Raw genomic sequence first — 16,348 nt, 5'->3', positions numbered from 1 at the left:
CCATCCGCAATCAATCCGGCCGTTAATACCGGCCTTCCAGTTCAAGACCAATCACATGCAGCCACGCGACCTGAATATTGGTTTCGCTGTTCGATCTGCCGAAGTGTCTGGAATGTATGGTATAGGTGATCTTGCCGCCACCGCCGGCGGTCCCTTTGCCCTTGCCTTCGTATCCCGCCACCATTTGCAGGCCCTCGCCCTCCACCGTAGTCGTCAACCCTGCAAGCGTTACATTGGTCCGCAGGCTCGCATCAGCGGCCGCCGGATTGAATCCCTCGGGAAAATAGGCGATGTCGCGGTCAGCGTCCGTTGGTTCGTCGGGCACTCCTTCGTTTCTCCATAAATCCTTGGTCCCGATGACAATGGTGCTGTTGGCAATGTCGGGGTCAGGATCTTTCAAGACATCAAAACCACCGTCCGATGTGAGATTGGTAAACCCTTCCGTCGCCCCCAGACTTTCCTCGATGAGGCGCACGGCAATCTGTGTCCCGGAATCGGCCTGATAGAAGGTTTCCGCATGAATGCGGTCGGCCCCGGATATTTGCAATTCAAGGACTGAACTGGTGGTGGCCGAGATGCCGATGAGCACCAGCAGCGTCATGATCAGCAGAGCGCCGACGAGGACAAATCCGTTTTCGTTGTTCATGGTTTCCCAAGGAATGTTGTTCTGCGCAGGTATGGCACCGCGCGTCAGATGGAGTTCATTTTGACGAAATCCATGATCATGGTCTTCGCGATCCCCTGATCGGTTCGCCTGACGATCACCCGGATCGTCTTGCAGCCAAAAATCGGGTAATCGTCCGCGACGTTCCAGAAAACCGTGAAATTCGGGTCGACGACTTCGCTGTAATCGGCGGTGTTGGCGCCGACATCCGTATAATCCAGCCCGGCGACAACGATTGATTTATCTTTTTTTTCTTGCAACTCCGTATCGTCGTAGGGCTTGCCCATCAGTCCTTCGAGCCGATCTCCTCCCCAAACGACTGAGTGGAGGAGCTGTTTTGCCTGTGAATTCCCACTGAGCGCGCTGAGCTGCATGGTACCGGCGGCAAAGATGCCGATGGTCAGTAGCGCAATGGCGATGAGCACCTCGATGAGGGTAAAACCTTCCTGCGAGGCGGCGGCATCCTTCCAAGATCGTGTTTTCATGTTCATAAACCGAGGTTTCTGCAGTGGACGGTTGAAGTCAGGAAAAGACTTCGATAGCCGTTGTCCGAAGTCCAGGTGGCCCCGGAAGGGGTGGTATAGGTTCGCGGCGGGGGTGGCGATTTGGTTGCCGGGTTGGTGGCCTGCACCATCATCGAAACCTGGATGGCACGGACACCGCTCAACGTGTTGGTCGGATCGCCATCTTCGTCGAGGTAGCGGAATTCGAGCTGGCTGATGTTTTCAGCGACAACCTGTCTGCCCCCACCATCCTCCTCTCGCGCCAAATCGTCCACCTTGCCATCATTCCGTCCCGTTGTGACATAGGCGTCAAAAAGAGAGTATTCGATTGTTTCCAGCACACCCGTACCATCGTCGCGGGTAAAGGTAAGAATTGAGGCTGTACCATCTCCCTGAATACCCAAGGTTGTGAGTTCCGCGCCCAAATCGCCACCGGGATCGTAGCCGATGGTGCGAATGTCGCGGGTCAGCATATCCATGGCCACCCGGGCGTTCTGCTGCATCTCCACGACCTCGTCCTGGGCGAGATAGGTTTCGTGCTGGGACAGGAAGGACGTCATGACCGCCGCCATCACCACGCCGCCGACAAGCATGGCGATCATCAGTTCGACCAGGGTAAACCCTTTTTGTTGCCTCAATCGATCCATGTCGGTCCGATTCATCATCGCAAACGAAGCCTTACAAGTCAATTTTGTACGCATAATCATCGTATTACATATTAACAGCGCCGCTCATTGACAGAGAGATTCTATACCATCTCGATGTGTCGGCAGTAGTCATGATGATAGAACCCAATTGATTATTCCACGGCAGACCGCGCCCATTGTATCCCGCAGTATTATTTGGGAATTTATTCCCTTCTGCAGATCCTCCGTCTGGTTCCCGCAAGCGAACGCCCTTTGGCATGGCAACCTGGGAGATTATTGTTTCGCCGGCATCGCAAGCGTTGTTGCCGTTGTCATCGGCGCAGAGTGTGTACGAACCGCCGACTGCCGGAGCGGCAACAGGCGTGAACTGGATCAGCACGTTTCGATTCCGCTTGATGGCCTCGACCTTGGCCCTCTTGAAATCGATCACCAGTTCCCGAGCGGCGGCACGCAGGCGGTATTTGGGCAGCGAGGCATTGATCAAGGGGTAGGCAACGGCGGCGAGCACCGAGAGGATGGCGATCACGGTCATCAATTCCACCAGGGTGAACCCGCCGGGCATCCTGCTGATTGTTGGGTGGTCCTTCATGATGCCTTCAACACTCCTGTCGTTTGAAAACGGTCGTTTCCCGGTTTCCCAGGCTGATTTTACGTACAAACAAGGCCTTGTCGTGTGTCCGAAACGATATGTCCGGTAAGGGGAGATGCGGTCAGCATCACGGGGAAAGGAAACATCTGTTTCCGGCAGAGGCCTTGCCGTTCGCCATAGCAAGAAATCTGCCAGCAGGAGAAATTAATATTTATTTATCCATTACACACAGTTACAAGAAAGCAGCTCTCTCCCTCCATCGTTCACGATCTCGCAACTATAAAATTATTTTCCATACCACTTCGCTTTTATAATCTTATTTACCACTCATACTCTTTCAACTTGGCCAACAAGGCAGGATAACTCAATTCGAGCAACTGGGCCGCCTTGCTCTTGTTGCCGCCGGTGGCCTCCATGGCCCGGCCGATCAGGCGTTTTTCCATAATGACTTTCGCTTCCTTGAGGGAATAGGTTCCCAGCAGGTCGTCGAGGCGGCGGCGTTCCCCGTGCACGCCCAAGTGCTCCGGCAGGTGTTCGGGCAGGATGATATGCTTGTCGGCAAGGATCAGCGCCCGTTCCAGCACGTTTTCCAGTTCGCGGACATTGCCCGGCCAATCGTAGCGCATCAGCAGTTCCATGGCCGCCGGCGCGATGTCCTGGATGCCGACCTCCAAACGGGCGGCGCACTTGTGCAGAACGAAACGGCAGAGCAGCGGAATGTCCTCCTTGTGCTGCCTCAACGGCGGGATGTGGATATTGAGCACGTTCAGCCGGTAAAAGAGATCCTCCCTGAACAGCCCCCGCGCAATCAGATCGGGCAGGTCCTTGTTGGTGGCCGCCAGCACGCGGACCTCCACCTTCCGGCTCTTGACCGCGCCCACCCGCCTGACCTCGCCCTCGTGCAGCACCCGCAGCAGCTTCACCTGCAAGTCGAGCGGCAATTCGCCGATTTCATCGAGAAGCAGGGTCCCCTGATCCGCCTCCTCAAAGAGCCCCTTCTTATCGCGGTCGGCACCGGTGAAGGCGCCCTTGACGTAGCCGAAAAACTCGCTCTCCAGGAGCTGTTCGGGAATGGAACCGCAATTGACGGCCACGAACGGCGCCTCGCCACCCTTGCCCGCCGCGTGGATGCCCCTGGCGACCAGTTCCTTGCCCGTGCCCGATTCGCCGGTAATCAGGACGGTTGTATTGTATCGCGCCACCTTGTCGGCGAGCTGGAAGACCTCCTGCATCGCCTTGCTCTTGCCCACCATGCCGCCGAAGGCCCGCTGGCCGTCGATGGCGTCGATATGCGCCTTCAGCTCCCTGTTTTCCAGGCGCAGCCGCTCGCGTTCCTCCGCCTTGCGGAGCACGAGCAGGATTTCCTCGAGCTTGAACGGCTTGGAAATGTAATCGTAGGCCCCCTGCTTGACCGTCTCGATGGCCTGGTCGATGGTGCCGTAGGCGGACATCATGATCACGGTGGCGGCGCAGCCCTTATTCTGCACCCGCTCCAGAAATGTCATGCCGTCCATGACCGGCATCCGCAGATCGCAGAGGACAAAATCATAGGCGGACCGGCTTATCCAGTCGAGCCCCTCGGCGCCGTTGGCCGCGACATCGACCCGGTAGCCCTGCTTGGTCAGGAGGGCGCTCAGCATGTGCCGCATATTGGCTTCGTCATCGATCACAAGAATTGTCTTCACCATGGCACCATCACGTTCTCAATTCGGTTTCATCCTTTCCCGGACCGACGCTTTCCGCTGATGCCTCTTTCGCTGCCAGGGGAATGGCGATCAGCACCGCGGTTCCTTCGCCTGCCTGGCTGCGCAGCTCCATGCGTCCGCCCATCGACTCGACCAGGGCCAGCGACACGGACAGCCCGAGCCCGGTGCCCGCGCCCGGTTCCTTGGTGGTGAAAAAGGGATCGAAGACCGCATCGAGCAGGGCCGCCGGGATGCCGATGCCGTTATCGGCAATAGTGATGCGCAGCACGGGCGGGCCGCTGTCTGGTGCATTTTCCCGGGTCGTGGCGATCGTTATCTTCCCGGAATCCCGACGGCCGGCGGCATCGATGGCATCGGCGGCGTTGAGCACGCCATTCAATATAACCTGCCGCAGTTGCTCACGGTCCACGCAGACCTCGCCGCTCTCCGCCTGGGGCGTGAATTCGAGTGCCATCCCCTTGAGGAAAGGTTGCACGGCAAGATCCTCGATCATCTCGGCCAGCAACGCATGCGCATCGAACAGGGTCGGCGCGCCCTGGCCGGTCCGGGCATAATCAAGCAGCCTCCGGATCAGGCCGTCCATCCGTTCCAGTTCCCGCAGGGCCTTGCCGGTGTACTCGTCGCGTTCCTGTTCCGTGCACTGCTCCATGCCGAGCAATTGCAGATACCCCTGCGCCACGCCGAGTGGATTGCCGATCTCATGGGCCAGGCCGGCCGCCAGTCTGCCCACAGCGGCCAGCTTTTCCGCCCGGATCATTTCCCGCTGATTTTTTTCCAGTAGCGAATTCTTGACCGCCAGCTCGCCCACCGCTTCGGTCAGCTTGTGCTTGTCCGCCTCGATCCGCTGCACCATGGCCTGGATGGAGCGGGACAATTGCCCCAGCTCGTTGGCCGACTTCTCGGCGAGAAAGGGATGCAGGCCGTCGCTTTGATAATTTTCAGCGGACTGCACCATCCTGTCGACCGGCAGCACGTATGCCTTCAGCAGGCGAAAAAAAGCGAGCGCCGCCAGGACGACCGCATTGAAAACCAGATAGACCGCGATCACCTGTTCCTTGGCCCACAGCGGATGGAATACCTGTGCAATCGGGATGCCGGCGGCAGCGATGCCGGCGGACGCTGCCGGCACGGCCACATACAGATGGCGCAGGCTGAGCAGATCGAGCGGGGAAAGCGAGGCAACCGTCGTTTGCACCGTCCCGGTTCGCGCGGCCATGGTCACCAAGGCGGCCAGTCCCTGTTGGCAGAATGTGTCCTGGTGCTGGCCGGAATAATGCGTTTCATTCCAGAAGACACAACCTTCGGGCGCGTCGGCAAGCAACGCCCCGAGGGTGGGCGGCAGCGAAGATTGTTTTCCCTGGGATGGAGGCACGGCGGCAAGCAGTCTCTGCAGATGTCGAGTTTCCCGCGCCAGGACATCCATGGCCCAGAACGGCAAGATGACAAAATTTGTCACCAGCATGCTCGCTCCGGCAAGGAGCAGCAGCCAAAGGCCCAGGGTGAGTTTGATTCGTTTCACGGGAACGCCACTCCGTTACGAAAAAATGCGAGTCCGTAGTCCGTAGGTTGGGCTGACAAAGGAAGCCCAACGAATGGCTGCGGGCTCCGTATCTTCCCGGTTCGGCAGGATATCCACCTCTGCCATTCTCTTTTCAGGAGAGACCGGGTGACAAAAAATGTCAATTTATTTCTCCCGCTTGTCATCAGGGGTTGGGGAAAAACATGGATTTGGACGGGTCAGATTTGCGCTCTCGGAGAAAACGAGCTGGCAACATTCTGTTTTTACAAAACAAAGAAAAGCATGCGACCATTCTGGCACAGATGATGAATTGTAGGCGGCATCATGGTTTTTATAAGCAGTACCCCCAACCCATTTCCTGGAGGAAAGCAATGAAGAACATCGTACGGAATGCAAAAGGTTTCACCTTGGTGGAATTGATGATCGTTGTCGCGATCATCGGTATCCTGGCGGCAATCGCCATCCCGCAGTTTGCTCAGTATCGTATTAGAGGGTTCAACTCTTCCGCTTTAAGTGACACAAAGAACTTGTCTACTTCTGAGGCAGCCCTTTTTGCCGATTGGCAGAGATATGGTACCACGGCATCCATGGCTGCACCTTTCGTAGCAGCTGCTCCGGCAGTTGGTGTTCCTGTGCCCGTAAATGCAACCGATGTTTCCGGGATTCAAACGGCTGATTTCGCCGGCAATCCTCATGGCGTACAGATCTCTGTTAGCAATAACGTGCAGGTTTTTGCTGTTACTGACGTGGTTCCTGCTGCTGCTGCCGCAGGTAATGCCTCCACATATGTTGCTGCTGGTAAACATCTGCAGGGAGATACCATATTTGCCATTGACTCTGATGCAGATAAAACGTATCAAGCGCAGCTTGCTGCCGTAGGTGTAGGAGTAGCTCTTGAGGTAGGTAACTCAACTATTCCTGATCCTGTCACTTTGGATGACGATATCACCGGTGTTGCAGGTTATAGCGTAAAATAACACACAACTATTCTTGGAAAAGAGGTGCCGTTCAATTGAACGGCACCTCTTTTTTTGTTTCTCAATTTCATTCTTTCGTCATATAATTATCAAGTTAGCATGAATAAAATTTGGTATTTTTTGTTATTGGCCCATTCGTTATCATGCGGCAATCAATTATTATTAATGAGTACGTTAATCACCGAACATTGGAATCATGTTTGGCAAACGGTTCATGCTCAATAGGCTGAATTACCGTTTAATCGTAAGACCGGAGGACTAGAAAATGTACGCTGATTAATGACCGCCTTAATAAGAGGCAAATTTCGATCCCATAACCAGCCGCTGAACTGGTAGCAAGAAATATAAAAATACCCATCATATTTATTAGTTACGCTCTTTTCTTTATGATTAAATTTGAAAACGTCTGGAAAAGATATAACAAGGAGCTTTTTCGTCCTGCGCCCACGGCAATTCAAAATATTTCCTTTTCATTAACAAGAGGAAAGACCTTGGGATTGATTGGCGCCAATGGTGCCGGCAAGTCCACCACCATCCGTTTGCTCATGGATTTCATTCGGCCGGACACAGGGACTATCCGTGTCTTCGGCCGACCAGCCTCCGACCTCAGTCAACGAAATCTGATCGGCTACCTGCCTGAGACCGCCAGTTTTCCCGCAAATCTCACCATACTTGACCTGGTCCGCTTCACTGCCGCAACCTGCGGCATGGCCAGCACCATTTGGAAGGAACGGAGCGAATCCTTGCTGAACCGACTTGGCCTGTGGGAAGCCCGGCACAAACGATTACGCGCCTATTCCAAGGGTATGCAGCAACGAGCAAACTTTGTTCTCGCCCTGTTGAACGATCCGCAACTTCTGATTCTCGACGAGCCGATGAGCGGCCTCGACCCCATTGGCCGGGGCCAGATTATCGACTTGATTCAGCAACTCAAGCAACAAGGGAAGACCATCCTCTTTTGTTCCCATATCCTCGACGATGTGGACCGCCTGGCCGACCAGTTGCTCATTCTCCACAAGGGCATCGTCCTCTTCACCGGCCCGCCGCGCGACCTGCTGGCCCAACAGCAGGCGGATACGATAGAAACGGCCTTTCTGCAACTCGTCGGCAGCGTCGAGGGAGGCCATCATGCTGCGTAAAATTTGGAGCCTGGCGCGTCTGGTGCTGATCGACGGCCTCAGGCGGAATGCCCTGATCGGTTTGGTTCTGCTCGCTTTCGGCCTGGAAGCCGGCGGTCTTTTGTTTATGGATTTTATCCCCCGGGACATCGGCCGGGCCTCGGCCGATTTCATTCTTTCCGTCGGCTGGCTGACCGGCTTTCTCTTTCTCCTGTTCCACGCCGTGCAGGTCATGGCCTGGGACGAGGAGCGGCGGACAATCCATACCTTGCTGGCCCGGCCCATCTCCCGCACCCAATATGTGTTGGGCACCTTTCTGGGCCTGGCGATTCTCCTTGTCTTGCTCAACGTCATTCTCGGCGTGCTTGGCTACGGCGTGCTCGCGCTCATCAAGGGTTCTATAAAGCTCACCTATTTTGCTCACCTCTCCCCCATCCACTATCTCTTTTCCTGGGCCGGCCTGTTGTGCATGGAGTTGATGATCCTGGCGATCATCATGCTCTTCTCCGGTTTGGTGCGGGGCGGCTTTCCGGTGCTCCTGCTCACGGTTTCCTACTACTTCATCTGCACCGGCCTGCCGGTGGTCCGGGAAGCAGTTTCCGACAGACCGGACCTGACCTCGACATCTCTTCCGATCTTGCTCCAATGGCTGACCGCCCTGTTTCCCGATTTCAGTCGGTTCGATTTCAAGGCCCTGATCACCAGCGAAGCCGCAGCTAACAGCTTTCAAGGATTCGCCACCGACCTGGGCATGCTGGTTCTGTATCTGACCGTCGCGCTCTGGGCCGCTGCCCTGGTCTACCAGCGGAGGGACCTGCAATGAGGCTGACCCACCATCTGCTGTTCATCCCTCTGCTTGCGGCCTACTGCCTGGTGTTTCTCGCTCAGGAAAAGCTCTTTCAGGATGGACCCACGACCTTACAGCCGGTGCCGGCAGCCACCTTCCTTCGCGCTACCACCGGCTATCTGCATCAATTGGCGAGCGAGATTCTGTTTGTCCAATCCTCGGTCTTTCTCGGCGGTCTCAAACTCGGGACCGACCCGAATACCTATGCGCCGGTGCTGGCGAATAATTACAAACAGATCACTGCGCTCTATCCTCAATTCGTCGACCCTTATTATTTTGCGCAGGCCAACTTGACCAGTGTGACCCCGGAATTCGCGCGGGCAACCAACGACATCCTGGCAACGGCCAGAGACGCCTACCCCACCAGCCTGGTCTATCCTTTTTTTCAGGGATTCAATCTGTTTCGCTACCTGGACGAGCCGCTCCAGGCCGCCGAGGTCTTCCGGCAGGCAAGCCTTCTCCCGGAGGCACCACCGATGTTCGGCCACTTGGCCGTTATACTCGCGGCTCAGGGAGGGCAGTTGCAGGCGGCCATCATTTCCCTCCAGGCCATGGTGAAAAGCACCGACGATGAAGGGATAAAAAGACGTTACTATGAAGAATTAAATATGTTCCGGCAGGCGGTGAAAGTGCAGAAGGCGGTTAATGACTTTTTTTCGACCCATCATCGCTACCCCGGCGCGCTCGACGAATTGGTTCCCGAATTTCTCCATGCCCTCCCCTCCTTTGGCCAAGCGTTCGAACTGACCTGGAATCCGCCGAACGTCGGTCTGAAACGCCCGCATTTAAAGTAGGATAGACTGACGGAAGAAGTTGGATGTTTCTACGCTCCAGCGTGGGAACCCGTCAAAGACGCTCCCGCGTCTTGTCAGGGGAACACGGGAGCGTTCCCGGCTACGTTCCAACGCCGGAGCGTTGGAACGATCAAATGTTGGGCTTCGCTACGCTCAGCACCAACGGCTCAACCCAATCTTGGCGGAACAGATGGAGGGGAACGTGTTGACAGCGGGTACGATTTGTCATTTCAAGGAGCGAAACGCCGGAAATTTCGGCGCGCCAGAAAAATTTTTCGCTCCGCTCGTTGAAATAACGAATTGGACTTCCTGGCATCCGCCCGGAATTGACCGGTGGACAAAACTCATTCGAAAAACGAAAACCCCTCGTTTCAAATCCTGCTGCTGGCAATTTTATACACCTGATTTTTATCGCGTTTGCCAACGGCAATGACCACGATCACCAATGCATTGTCCCTGACCTGATACACCAGTCGATATCCGGGGCCTTTCAATTTTATTTTGTAGCAATCGCTCATTGTTCTGAGCTTTGCGCTTGGTATTTTCGGGGTTATCAGCCGTTCCCTGAGCTTTTTTTTGAAAAGCTCCTGGATGGATCTGTCCAGGCCGCGCCATTCATGCAGGGCTTCTTCTTTGAACTTCAGTTCATAGCTCATCGAGATCGACCTTTATTTCAGGTTGATTCTTCCTTTTCTCGATGATGGCCTGCAATTCGACATCTTCGAGGATGTCGCAGATATATTCGAATGTTTTTGCGGGAATTGCGTAGAAGACCGGTTCATTCCGGTTCAGAATCGCCACCGGTGCCCCTTCCCCCTGCCCCACGACAGCCATCGGGTTCTTTTTCAGTTCGGAGACCCCGGCGCTGATTTCCGCAAGTATATGGTGCGTTGTGACCATTGCTTTCCCCTTTTTTTGTTTTTCCGTTGTGGTTGCCGTCATGCAGACTTTTTTCGAAAGGCCTTGTTGATGACCTAAAAATAAACCATTTAAGAGGTCTTGCCAAGGTGTTCCGCTTACTCATGGGCGGTGGGGTTACCGTTTAGCGGACAGGTGGGAGTGTCTCATAAAAATTAAAGAAAAGGAGGCTCGGAGAGCTCTTCAGCGGTACAATGTGTCACTGACCGGGCTAATGGAGCCAGCGATGATCGGGTTCACTTGTTTCTGCCCGCCCCCTCGTTCCCGGCAAAGGGTTTTCCCTTAATCAATTGCTTTTTTTCACGATAAAAAGCGGTGTTCAGCAGCAACAAACAATCGGTATCGCCAAGACCGGCGACATGATCGATAGTATCATTATTTTCTTTTGAATTTCCGGATGTTGTGACATTGATGGCCGGATATTGAAATTGTTTCCTTGTCTGATGGTCCCATTGATGCTATACTATCGCCCATTCCAATGACGAAATTGCAATATGGCCAAGGAGTCATTTATGCAACAATTGCAAGAAACTGTTACAAAAGTGCTGGACCAAATCCGCCCGACTTTGCAGCGGGATGGCGGCGACGTCGAGTTCGTCGGCATCGATCCGGACCAGGTGGTCAAGGTGCGGCTCACTGGAACCTGTCAGGGGTGCCCCATGTCCCGTATCACTCTGAAGGAGGGAATCGAGAAGTTCGTCAAGAGCGAACTCCCGACCATCCGGGCCGTAGAGGCGGTCGAATAGTTCCATGCCCATCGGTTTTGTCGAAAGCCTCCTCTGGCTCAGTCTCAACGTTTATCACGAATCCCGCGGCGAACCGGAAATCGGCCAGCTCGCCGTGGCCCACGTCACCCTCAACCGCGCGTTGGAAGACAACAAAAGCATCGCCGACGTCATTCTGGCCCCCCGTCAGTTCAGTTGGACTTTCCAGAAAAAAAGCTATGCCCCGCTGGAAATCAATCCGCTCCAGGAGAGCCTGCGTGTTGCCCTCAAGGCAATGACCACGCCGGATTTCACCAAAGGGTCAACCTTTTATCACCATGTCGATGTCGCGCCGGGCTGGGCTGCCGGCAAAGCCTACATCGGCCGTTACGGTTCGCATAAGTTTTATCGCCAGGGCGACACGCCCATCTCGGCCTCTGCCTTCTGACATTCCGACCGCACCATCTCAGTCCCAGCCCCCGGTTGTTTTCGTGCTCACCATCGCGGAGTTGACAAACGGTTTCGTTGCGCGTATAAACAGTCCATCGCTAGGGGTGCAATCCTGCTGAGAGGAAACCATCCAACCCTATGAACCTGATCCGGCTAATACCGGCGAAGGGAAGCGGACAAGACAACGACTATCCGGGATTTTCCCGGTTTTCCGGCCCGCAAGCCGCTTGCCCTTCCCTTTGAGGGCAAGCGGCTTCTTTTTTTGGTGAGGCGACATGGAAATCATTGTCAACGGCACGGCGGAAACCGTCCCTGCCCGCACCATTGCCGAGCTGGTGGCATACAAGGGACTGGCGGCCGGAGCGCTGGTGGTGGAACTGAACCAGCGAATCATCAAACAGGAACAGTGGCCGCAGACCCAGCTGCACGCTGGCGACAGGCTGGAACTGCTCAGTTTTGTCGGCGGAGGCTGAATCATGACGACCGATGATGCATTGCAACTGGGAGGCGTGCGCTTTACCAACCGTCTCTTTACCGGCACCGGCAAATTTGCCGCCAATGCCCGGATTCCCGAGATGCTGGCCGCCAGCGGCTCGCAGATGATCACTGTGGCCCTGCGGCGCATCGACGCCCAGGCCGGCCAGGAAAACATCCTGGAATTTATCCCCAAGGGAGTGACCCTCCTGCCCAACACCTCGGGAGCGCGGACCGCCGAGCAGGCGGTGCGCATCGCCCGCATCGCCCGCGAGGCCGGCTGCGGCGACTTCATCAAGATCGAGGTGATCACCGACATGAAGTACCTGATGCCGGATAACTGGGAAACGTTGAAAGCAACCGAGGTGCTGGCCAAGGAGGGATTCGTGGTCCTGCCCTACGTCCTGCCCGACCTGCCGCTGGCCAAGCGGCTGGAAAACGCCGGAGCCGCAGCGGTGATGCCGCTGGGCGCCCCCATCGGCACCAACCGGGGGTTGGAAACCAGGCCGTTGATCGAGCAGCTCATCGAGAACTGCACCGTGCCCGTCGTGGTCGATGCCGGCATCGGCCGGCCGTCCCAGGCCGCCGCCGCCATGGAGATGGGGGCCGATGCGGTGCTGGTCAACACCGCCATCGCCACCGCGGCCGATCCCGAGGCCATGGGTCGGGCCTTCGATCTGGCGGTCAGGGCGGGACGGATCGCCTATCTCGCCCGCCTGGCCGAGGAATCGTCCCTGGCTCGGGCCTCGTCGCCGCTTACCGGCTTTCTCGACGACTGAATCCTGTTGTGATGGAGGAGCAGACCATGTCCTTTTTTTCGATCGTCGAACGCTACCGGGAATTTGATACCGAGCGTTTCTTCGCCCAGGTAACCGATGCCGATGTCGAGCGCGCCCTGGCCAAGGACAAACCAGGCGCCATGGATTTCCTCGCCCTGCTCAGCCCCAGGGCCGCCGGCCACCTGGAGGCCATGGCCCGCAAGGCGCACCAGTTGACCGTGCAGTATTTCGGCCGCACCATCCAGATGTTCATTCCGCTCTACCTCTCCAACCACTGCACCAACCACTGCGCCTACTGCGGCTTCAACCACAAGAATCCGATCCTGCGCCGCAAGCTCAGCCTGGCTGAGATCGAGACCGAGGCCCAAGCCATCGCCGGTACCGGCATGCAGCACATCCTCTTTCTCACCGGCGAGGCGCCGCACCTCACTCCCATGGACTACCTGGTGGAGGCGGCCCGCCTGCTGAAACGGCATTTCGCCTCGGTGGCCATCGAGGTCTACCCACTGGAAGTCGAGGAATATCGCCAGCTCCAGCAGGCCGGCGTCGACGGCATGACGCTCTTTCAGGAAACCTACGACCAGGAAGTGTACAAACGGGTCCACCCGGCGGGCAGAAAACGGGATTATCACTGGCGGCTCAACGCCCCGGAACGGGCGGCCCAGGGCGGCATGCGGGTGGTCAACATCGGCCCCCTGCTCGGCTTGGCCGAACCGCGCCGCGAAATTTTCCTCACCGGCCTGCACGCCCGCTATCTGGACGACACCTATCTGGAAACCGAGGTAGCCGTTTCCCTGCCGCGCTTCAACGCGGCCGAGGGCGATTTCCATCCCGATTTTTACGTGAACGACAAGACCTTCGTCCAGTTCATGACCGCGCTGCGCATCTTCCTGCCCCGCGCCGGGCTCACCATTTCCACCAGGGAGAGCGCCGCCTTCCGCGACCGCATCCTGCCGCTGGGCGCCACCCGCTATTCCGCCGGTTCCAGCACCGGGGTCGGCGGCTATACCGAGATCCGGGTGGAGCAGACGCCGCAGTTCGAGATCACCGACGACCGTAGCGTCGAGGAGGTGGCCGCGGCCATTGTCGCCCGCGGCTATCAGCCGGTCTACAAGGATTGGGACCAGATCGGATGACGGCGATCGGCATCGCCGGCGTGGGCGGCATCGGGTCCAACGTGGCGGTCAACCTGGTGCGCAGCGGCATCGAATATTTGAAAATCGTCGACTTCGACCGGGTGGATGCCGCCAACTTGAACCGCCAGTTTTACTTTGCCGACCAGATCGGCCAGCCCAAGGTGGAGGCGCTGGCGCACAACCTGCGCCGCATCCGGCCGGAGGTGCTGATCGACGCCGTGACCGCCCGGATCGATGCCAGCAACTGCCGCTCGCTCTTCGCCGGCTGCGATCTGGTCGTCGAAGGCTTCGACCGCCAGGAGGACAAAAAAATGCTGCTGGAAACCCTGGGCGCTGACCGGATCGTGGTTTCGGCCTGCGGCATTGCCGGCAGCGATCTGGCCACCATCGGCCTGCGGCGGCTCGGCACCTGTTTCATCGTCGGCGATTTCGCCACCGACTGCGCCGAAGCGCCCCTGTTTGCCCACAAAGTCGGCACCGTCGCCAACCACATGAGCGCGATCGTCCTGCACCACCGAGGTATGGCCCATGACCCTCTCGTCCGCTAAACCCGCTTTTCCCGCCGGCATCTACGGCATCACCGCCGAAAAATTCTCGGCCGGCCGCACCAACGTCGAGGTGGCGCGCGCCATGATCGCCGGCGGCATCCGCCTCATCCAGTACCGGGAGAAACGGCCGGCCAAGAGCTTCGCCGAGATGCTGGCCGAATGCCGGGCCATCCGCGAGCTGACCCGCGCCGCCGGGGTACTGTTCATCGTCAACGATTATCCGGACCTCGCCCTGCTCGCCGATGCGGACGGCGTCCATGTCGGCCAGGACGATTTTCCGGTGCCCGAGGTCCGCCGCCTGCTCGGCCCCGACAAGCTGATCGGGCTTTCCACCCACGAGCCGGCGCAGGCCGCCGCCGCGGTCGAAGCCGGCGCCGACTACATCGGGGTGGGGCCGATTTTCAGCACCCAGACCAAGGAAGACGTCTGCGCCCCGGTGGGGCTCGGCTATCTCGACCATGTGGTCCGCGCCTGCCCCCTGCCCTTCGTGGCCATCGGCGGCATCAAGGAACACAACATCGGCGAAGTGGTGGCGCGGGGGGCTCGCACGGTCTGCCTGGTCACCGAGATCGTCGGCGCCGCCGACATCGCCGCCACCGTCCGCCGGCTGCAGGCGACCTGCCTCGCCGCCGCCGGCGTTTAGCATCCACCCAAGGAGAACGATATGCCTCACGCCACCCAGATGACCGCCGCCCGCCGGGGCGATGTCACCCCGCAGATGCGGCACGTGCTTGCCGAAGAAAAAATCCATGAAGCCGACCTGCTGGCCCGCGTCGCCGAGGGCCGCATCGTCATCCCGGCCAACCGCGAACATAAAAGCCTGGTCGCCAAGGGCATCGGCGCCGGCCTCACCACCAAGATCAACGTCAACTTAGGCGTGTCCGAGGACTGCTGTAACGTCGAGGCCGAGCTAACCAAGGTGCGGCGGTCGATCGAACTCAAGGCGGATGCGATCATGGACCTCAGCACCTTCGGCGATACCCGCGCCTTCCGCCGCCGCACCGTGGAAATCAGCCCGGTGATGATCGGCACGGTGCCGGTCTATGATGCCGTGGCCCGCTACGGCAAGGCGGTGGCGAACATCTCGGTGGACGACTTCTTCGATGTGGTCCGCATCCATGCCGAGGACGGGGTCGACTTCATGACCATCCACGCCGGCCTGACCCTGACGGCAGTGGAGCGGCTGCGCACCAATCCCCGCCTCACCCATGTGGTCAGCCGGGGCGGTTCGCTGCTCCTGGACTGGATGACCACCAACGGCCGGGAAAATCCCTTTTACGAACATTTCGACCGGCTGCTCGAACTCTGCCGGCAATACGACGTCACCCTCAGCCTGGGCGACGGCCTGCGGCCCGGCAGCCTGCACGACGCCACCGACGCGGCCCAGATCCAGGAGCTGATCGTGCTGGGCGAGTTGACCAAGCGCTGCTGGCAGGCCGAGGTGCAGGTGATGATCGAGGGGCCGGGCCATGTGCCGCTCAACGAGGTGGTGGCCAACATGCAGTTGGAGAAGAAGCTCTGCCACGGCGCGCCGTTCTACGTGCTCGGGCCGATCGTCACCGACGTGGCGCCGGGCTACGATCACATCACCTCGGCCATCGGCGGCGCGCTGGCCGCCGCCTCGGGCGCCGACTTTCTCTGCTACGTCACCCCGGCCGAGCATCTGCGCCTGCCGGATGCGGACGACATGAAGGAGGGAATCATCGCCTCGCGCATCGCCGCCCATGCCGCCGACATCGCCAAGGGCATTCCCGGGGCCATCGATTGGGACAACGCCATGAGCGGGGCGCGCAAGGATCTGAACTGGAACCGGATGTTCGAACTGGCCCTGGACCCGGAAAAAGCGAAGGCCTACCGCGCCTCGTCCATGCCCATCGACCAGGAGGTCTGCACCATGTGCGGCGATCTGTGCGCGGTCAAGCGCAGCCGCGCCATCCTCGAGGGCAAGTAAGCCGACAGATTTTCCGGACCGTCG

Annotated in this window: 20 protein-coding genes and 1 riboswitch; of the genes, 12 read left to right on the top strand and 8 right to left on the bottom strand. The window is 58.1% G+C overall.

Annotated features, from left to right (window positions below; all coding sequences use genetic code 11):
* Positions 1–22: 22 nt before the first annotated feature.
* From Q362_RS0102860 to Q362_RS0102835, 6 genes are all read right to left on the bottom strand, one after another.
* Complete coding sequence (locus Q362_RS0102860) at positions 23–646, bottom strand: pilus assembly PilX N-terminal domain-containing protein (RefSeq protein ID WP_028317453.1); 624 nt, start codon at positions 644–646, stop codon at positions 23–25.
* A 44-nt stretch (positions 647–690) separates the two neighbouring features.
* Positions 691–1,149, bottom strand: a complete 459-nt coding sequence (locus Q362_RS0102855; RefSeq protein WP_169737352.1) for a type IV pilus modification PilV family protein — start codon at positions 1,147–1,149, stop codon at positions 691–693.
* Positions 1,150–1,151: 2 nt separating this feature from the next.
* Positions 1,152–1,868: a PilW family protein gene (locus tag Q362_RS0102850; RefSeq protein WP_169737351.1), complete on the bottom strand. Its 717-nt coding sequence runs from the start codon at positions 1,866–1,868 to the stop codon at positions 1,152–1,154.
* 10 nt (positions 1,869–1,878) lie between these two features.
* Entirely contained in the window at positions 1,879–2,403 is a 525-nt protein-coding gene (locus Q362_RS21930) for a GspH/FimT family pseudopilin (protein ID WP_051553545.1), read from the bottom strand.
* A gap of 320 nt (positions 2,404–2,723) precedes the next feature.
* Entirely contained in the window at positions 2,724–4,091 is a 1,368-nt protein-coding gene (locus tag Q362_RS0102840) for a sigma-54-dependent transcriptional regulator (RefSeq protein ID WP_028317450.1), read from the bottom strand.
* Positions 4,092–4,098: 7 nt separating this feature from the next.
* Positions 4,099–5,628: a sensor histidine kinase gene (locus Q362_RS0102835; protein ID WP_028317449.1), complete on the bottom strand. Its 1,530-nt coding sequence runs from the start codon at positions 5,626–5,628 to the stop codon at positions 4,099–4,101.
* A 203-nt stretch (positions 5,629–5,831) separates the two neighbouring features.
* Between Q362_RS0102835 and Q362_RS24710 the strand changes: the two genes are divergently transcribed.
* The 4 genes from Q362_RS24710 to Q362_RS0102815 all read left to right on the top strand — a co-directional run bounded on the left by Q362_RS24710 (position 5,832) and on the right by Q362_RS0102815 (position 9,364).
* A complete protein-coding gene (locus tag Q362_RS24710; RefSeq protein WP_281172862.1) occupies positions 5,832–6,605 on the top strand; it encodes a type IV pilin protein in 774 nt (257 codons plus the stop codon).
* Positions 6,606–6,991: 386 nt separating this feature from the next.
* Entirely contained in the window at positions 6,992–7,744 is a 753-nt protein-coding gene (locus Q362_RS0102825) for an ABC transporter ATP-binding protein (RefSeq protein ID WP_028317448.1), read from the top strand.
* Positions 7,734–8,546 (top strand): ABC transporter permease, encoded by an 813-nt coding sequence (locus Q362_RS0102820; protein WP_028317447.1) that lies wholly within the window; start codon positions 7,734–7,736, stop codon positions 8,544–8,546. The genes Q362_RS0102825 and Q362_RS0102820 overlap by 11 nt, the downstream gene beginning before the upstream one ends.
* On the top strand, positions 8,543–9,364 hold the full coding sequence (locus Q362_RS0102815) for a hypothetical protein (protein ID WP_028317446.1): 822 nt from the start codon (positions 8,543–8,545) through the stop codon (positions 9,362–9,364). Before Q362_RS0102820 ends, Q362_RS0102815 begins: the two co-directional genes overlap by 4 nt.
* A 371-nt stretch (positions 9,365–9,735) precedes the next feature.
* On the opposite strand, the gene Q362_RS0102810 is transcribed toward Q362_RS0102815, so the two are convergent.
* Together Q362_RS0102810 and Q362_RS0102805 are read right to left on the bottom strand one after the other, a co-directional pair.
* A complete protein-coding gene (locus Q362_RS0102810; RefSeq protein ID WP_028317445.1) occupies positions 9,736–10,020 on the bottom strand; it encodes a type II toxin-antitoxin system RelE family toxin in 285 nt (94 codons plus the stop codon).
* A complete protein-coding gene (locus tag Q362_RS0102805) occupies positions 10,010–10,306 on the bottom strand; it encodes a type II toxin-antitoxin system Phd/YefM family antitoxin (RefSeq protein WP_245590135.1) in 297 nt (98 codons plus the stop codon). Before Q362_RS0102805 ends, Q362_RS0102810 begins: the two co-directional genes overlap by 11 nt.
* 488 nt (positions 10,307–10,794) lie before the next feature.
* Here Q362_RS0102805 and Q362_RS0102800 point away from each other — a divergent pair, with 488 nt between their 5' ends.
* The 8 genes from Q362_RS0102800 to thiC all read left to right on the top strand — a co-directional run bounded on the left by Q362_RS0102800 (position 10,795) and on the right by thiC (position 16,324).
* Complete coding sequence (locus tag Q362_RS0102800) at positions 10,795–11,028, top strand: NifU family protein (protein WP_084312215.1); 234 nt, start codon at positions 10,795–10,797, stop codon at positions 11,026–11,028.
* 4 nt (positions 11,029–11,032) lie between these two features.
* On the top strand, positions 11,033–11,434 hold the full coding sequence (locus tag Q362_RS0102795; RefSeq protein WP_028317442.1) for a cell wall hydrolase: 402 nt from the start codon (positions 11,033–11,035) through the stop codon (positions 11,432–11,434).
* Positions 11,435–11,526: 92 nt separating this feature from the next.
* Positions 11,527–11,624: riboswitch (TPP riboswitch) on the top strand.
* 87 nt (positions 11,625–11,711) lie between these two features.
* Complete coding sequence (gene thiS, locus Q362_RS0102790; RefSeq protein ID WP_028317441.1) at positions 11,712–11,909, top strand: sulfur carrier protein ThiS; 198 nt, start codon at positions 11,712–11,714, stop codon at positions 11,907–11,909.
* Positions 11,910–11,912: 3 nt separating this feature from the next.
* The gene (locus tag Q362_RS0102785) at positions 11,913–12,689 is read left to right on the top strand and encodes a thiazole synthase (RefSeq protein WP_028317440.1); all 777 of its coding nucleotides are present in this window, start codon (positions 11,913–11,915) and stop codon (positions 12,687–12,689) included.
* Positions 12,690–12,715: 26 nt separating this feature from the next.
* Positions 12,716–13,825 carry a 2-iminoacetate synthase ThiH gene (thiH, locus tag Q362_RS0102780; protein ID WP_028317439.1) on the top strand — a complete coding sequence of 370 codons (1,110 nt, stop codon included), beginning with the start codon at positions 12,716–12,718 and terminating at the stop codon, positions 13,823–13,825.
* Entirely contained in the window at positions 13,822–14,373 is a 552-nt protein-coding gene (thiF, locus tag Q362_RS0102775; RefSeq protein ID WP_035215324.1) for a sulfur carrier protein ThiS adenylyltransferase ThiF, read from the top strand. Before thiH ends, thiF begins: the two co-directional genes overlap by 4 nt.
* Entirely contained in the window at positions 14,354–15,016 is a 663-nt protein-coding gene (gene thiE, locus Q362_RS0102770; RefSeq protein WP_028317437.1) for a thiamine phosphate synthase, read from the top strand. The genes thiF and thiE overlap by 20 nt, the downstream gene beginning before the upstream one ends.
* 21 nt (positions 15,017–15,037) lie before the next feature.
* Positions 15,038–16,324, top strand: coding sequence for a phosphomethylpyrimidine synthase ThiC (gene thiC, locus Q362_RS0102765; protein WP_028317436.1), 1,287 nt, complete (start codon positions 15,038–15,040; stop codon positions 16,322–16,324).
* Positions 16,325–16,348: the final 24 nt, after the last annotated feature.

The sequence above is a fragment of the Desulfobulbus elongatus DSM 2908 genome (genome assembly GCF_000621145.1).
Classification (GTDB): Bacteria; Desulfobacterota; Desulfobulbia; order Desulfobulbales; family Desulfobulbaceae; genus Desulfobulbus; species Desulfobulbus elongatus.
Note: the sequence above shows the minus strand (reverse complement) of the source record. Positions and strands in the feature narration are given on the sequence as shown.

What these genes read in the sequence shown, in the direction of transcription:
- thiC (WP_028317436.1), top strand. Translation starts at nt 15,038, where the DNA reads ATGCCTCACGCCACCCAGATGACCGCCGCCCGCCGGGGCGATGTCACC.
- thiE (WP_028317437.1), top strand. Translation starts at nt 14,354, where the DNA reads ATGACCCTCTCGTCCGCTAAACCCGCTTTTCCCGCCGGCATCTACGGC.
- Q362_RS0102860 (WP_028317453.1), bottom strand. Translation starts at nt 646, where the DNA reads ATGAACAACGAAAACGGATTTGTCCTCGTCGGCGCTCTGCTGATCATG.
- thiF (WP_035215324.1), top strand. Translation starts at nt 13,822, where the DNA reads ATGACGGCGATCGGCATCGCCGGCGTGGGCGGCATCGGGTCCAACGTG.
- Q362_RS0102815 (WP_028317446.1), top strand. Translation starts at nt 8,543, where the DNA reads ATGAGGCTGACCCACCATCTGCTGTTCATCCCTCTGCTTGCGGCCTAC.
- Q362_RS0102840 (WP_028317450.1), bottom strand. Translation starts at nt 4,091, where the DNA reads ATGGTGAAGACAATTCTTGTGATCGATGACGAAGCCAATATGCGGCAC.
- Q362_RS0102805 (WP_245590135.1), bottom strand. Translation starts at nt 10,306, where the DNA reads ATGACGGCAACCACAACGGAAAAACAAAAAAAGGGGAAAGCAATGGTC.
- thiS (WP_028317441.1), top strand. Translation starts at nt 11,712, where the DNA reads ATGGAAATCATTGTCAACGGCACGGCGGAAACCGTCCCTGCCCGCACC.
- Q362_RS0102855 (WP_169737352.1), bottom strand. Translation starts at nt 1,149, where the DNA reads ATGAAAACACGATCTTGGAAGGATGCCGCCGCCTCGCAGGAAGGTTTT.
- Q362_RS0102800 (WP_084312215.1), top strand. Translation starts at nt 10,795, where the DNA reads ATGCAACAATTGCAAGAAACTGTTACAAAAGTGCTGGACCAAATCCGC.
- Q362_RS0102825 (WP_028317448.1), top strand. Translation starts at nt 6,992, where the DNA reads ATGATTAAATTTGAAAACGTCTGGAAAAGATATAACAAGGAGCTTTTT.
- Q362_RS0102820 (WP_028317447.1), top strand. Translation starts at nt 7,734, where the DNA reads ATGCTGCGTAAAATTTGGAGCCTGGCGCGTCTGGTGCTGATCGACGGC.
- thiH (WP_028317439.1), top strand. Translation starts at nt 12,716, where the DNA reads ATGTCCTTTTTTTCGATCGTCGAACGCTACCGGGAATTTGATACCGAG.
- Q362_RS21930 (WP_051553545.1), bottom strand. Translation starts at nt 2,403, where the DNA reads ATGAAGGACCACCCAACAATCAGCAGGATGCCCGGCGGGTTCACCCTG.
- Q362_RS24710 (WP_281172862.1), top strand. Translation starts at nt 5,832, where the DNA reads ATGGATTTGGACGGGTCAGATTTGCGCTCTCGGAGAAAACGAGCTGGC.
- Q362_RS0102785 (WP_028317440.1), top strand. Translation starts at nt 11,913, where the DNA reads ATGACGACCGATGATGCATTGCAACTGGGAGGCGTGCGCTTTACCAAC.
- Q362_RS0102795 (WP_028317442.1), top strand. Translation starts at nt 11,033, where the DNA reads ATGCCCATCGGTTTTGTCGAAAGCCTCCTCTGGCTCAGTCTCAACGTT.
- Q362_RS0102850 (WP_169737351.1), bottom strand. Translation starts at nt 1,868, where the DNA reads ATGCGTACAAAATTGACTTGTAAGGCTTCGTTTGCGATGATGAATCGG.
- Q362_RS0102810 (WP_028317445.1), bottom strand. Translation starts at nt 10,020, where the DNA reads ATGAGCTATGAACTGAAGTTCAAAGAAGAAGCCCTGCATGAATGGCGC.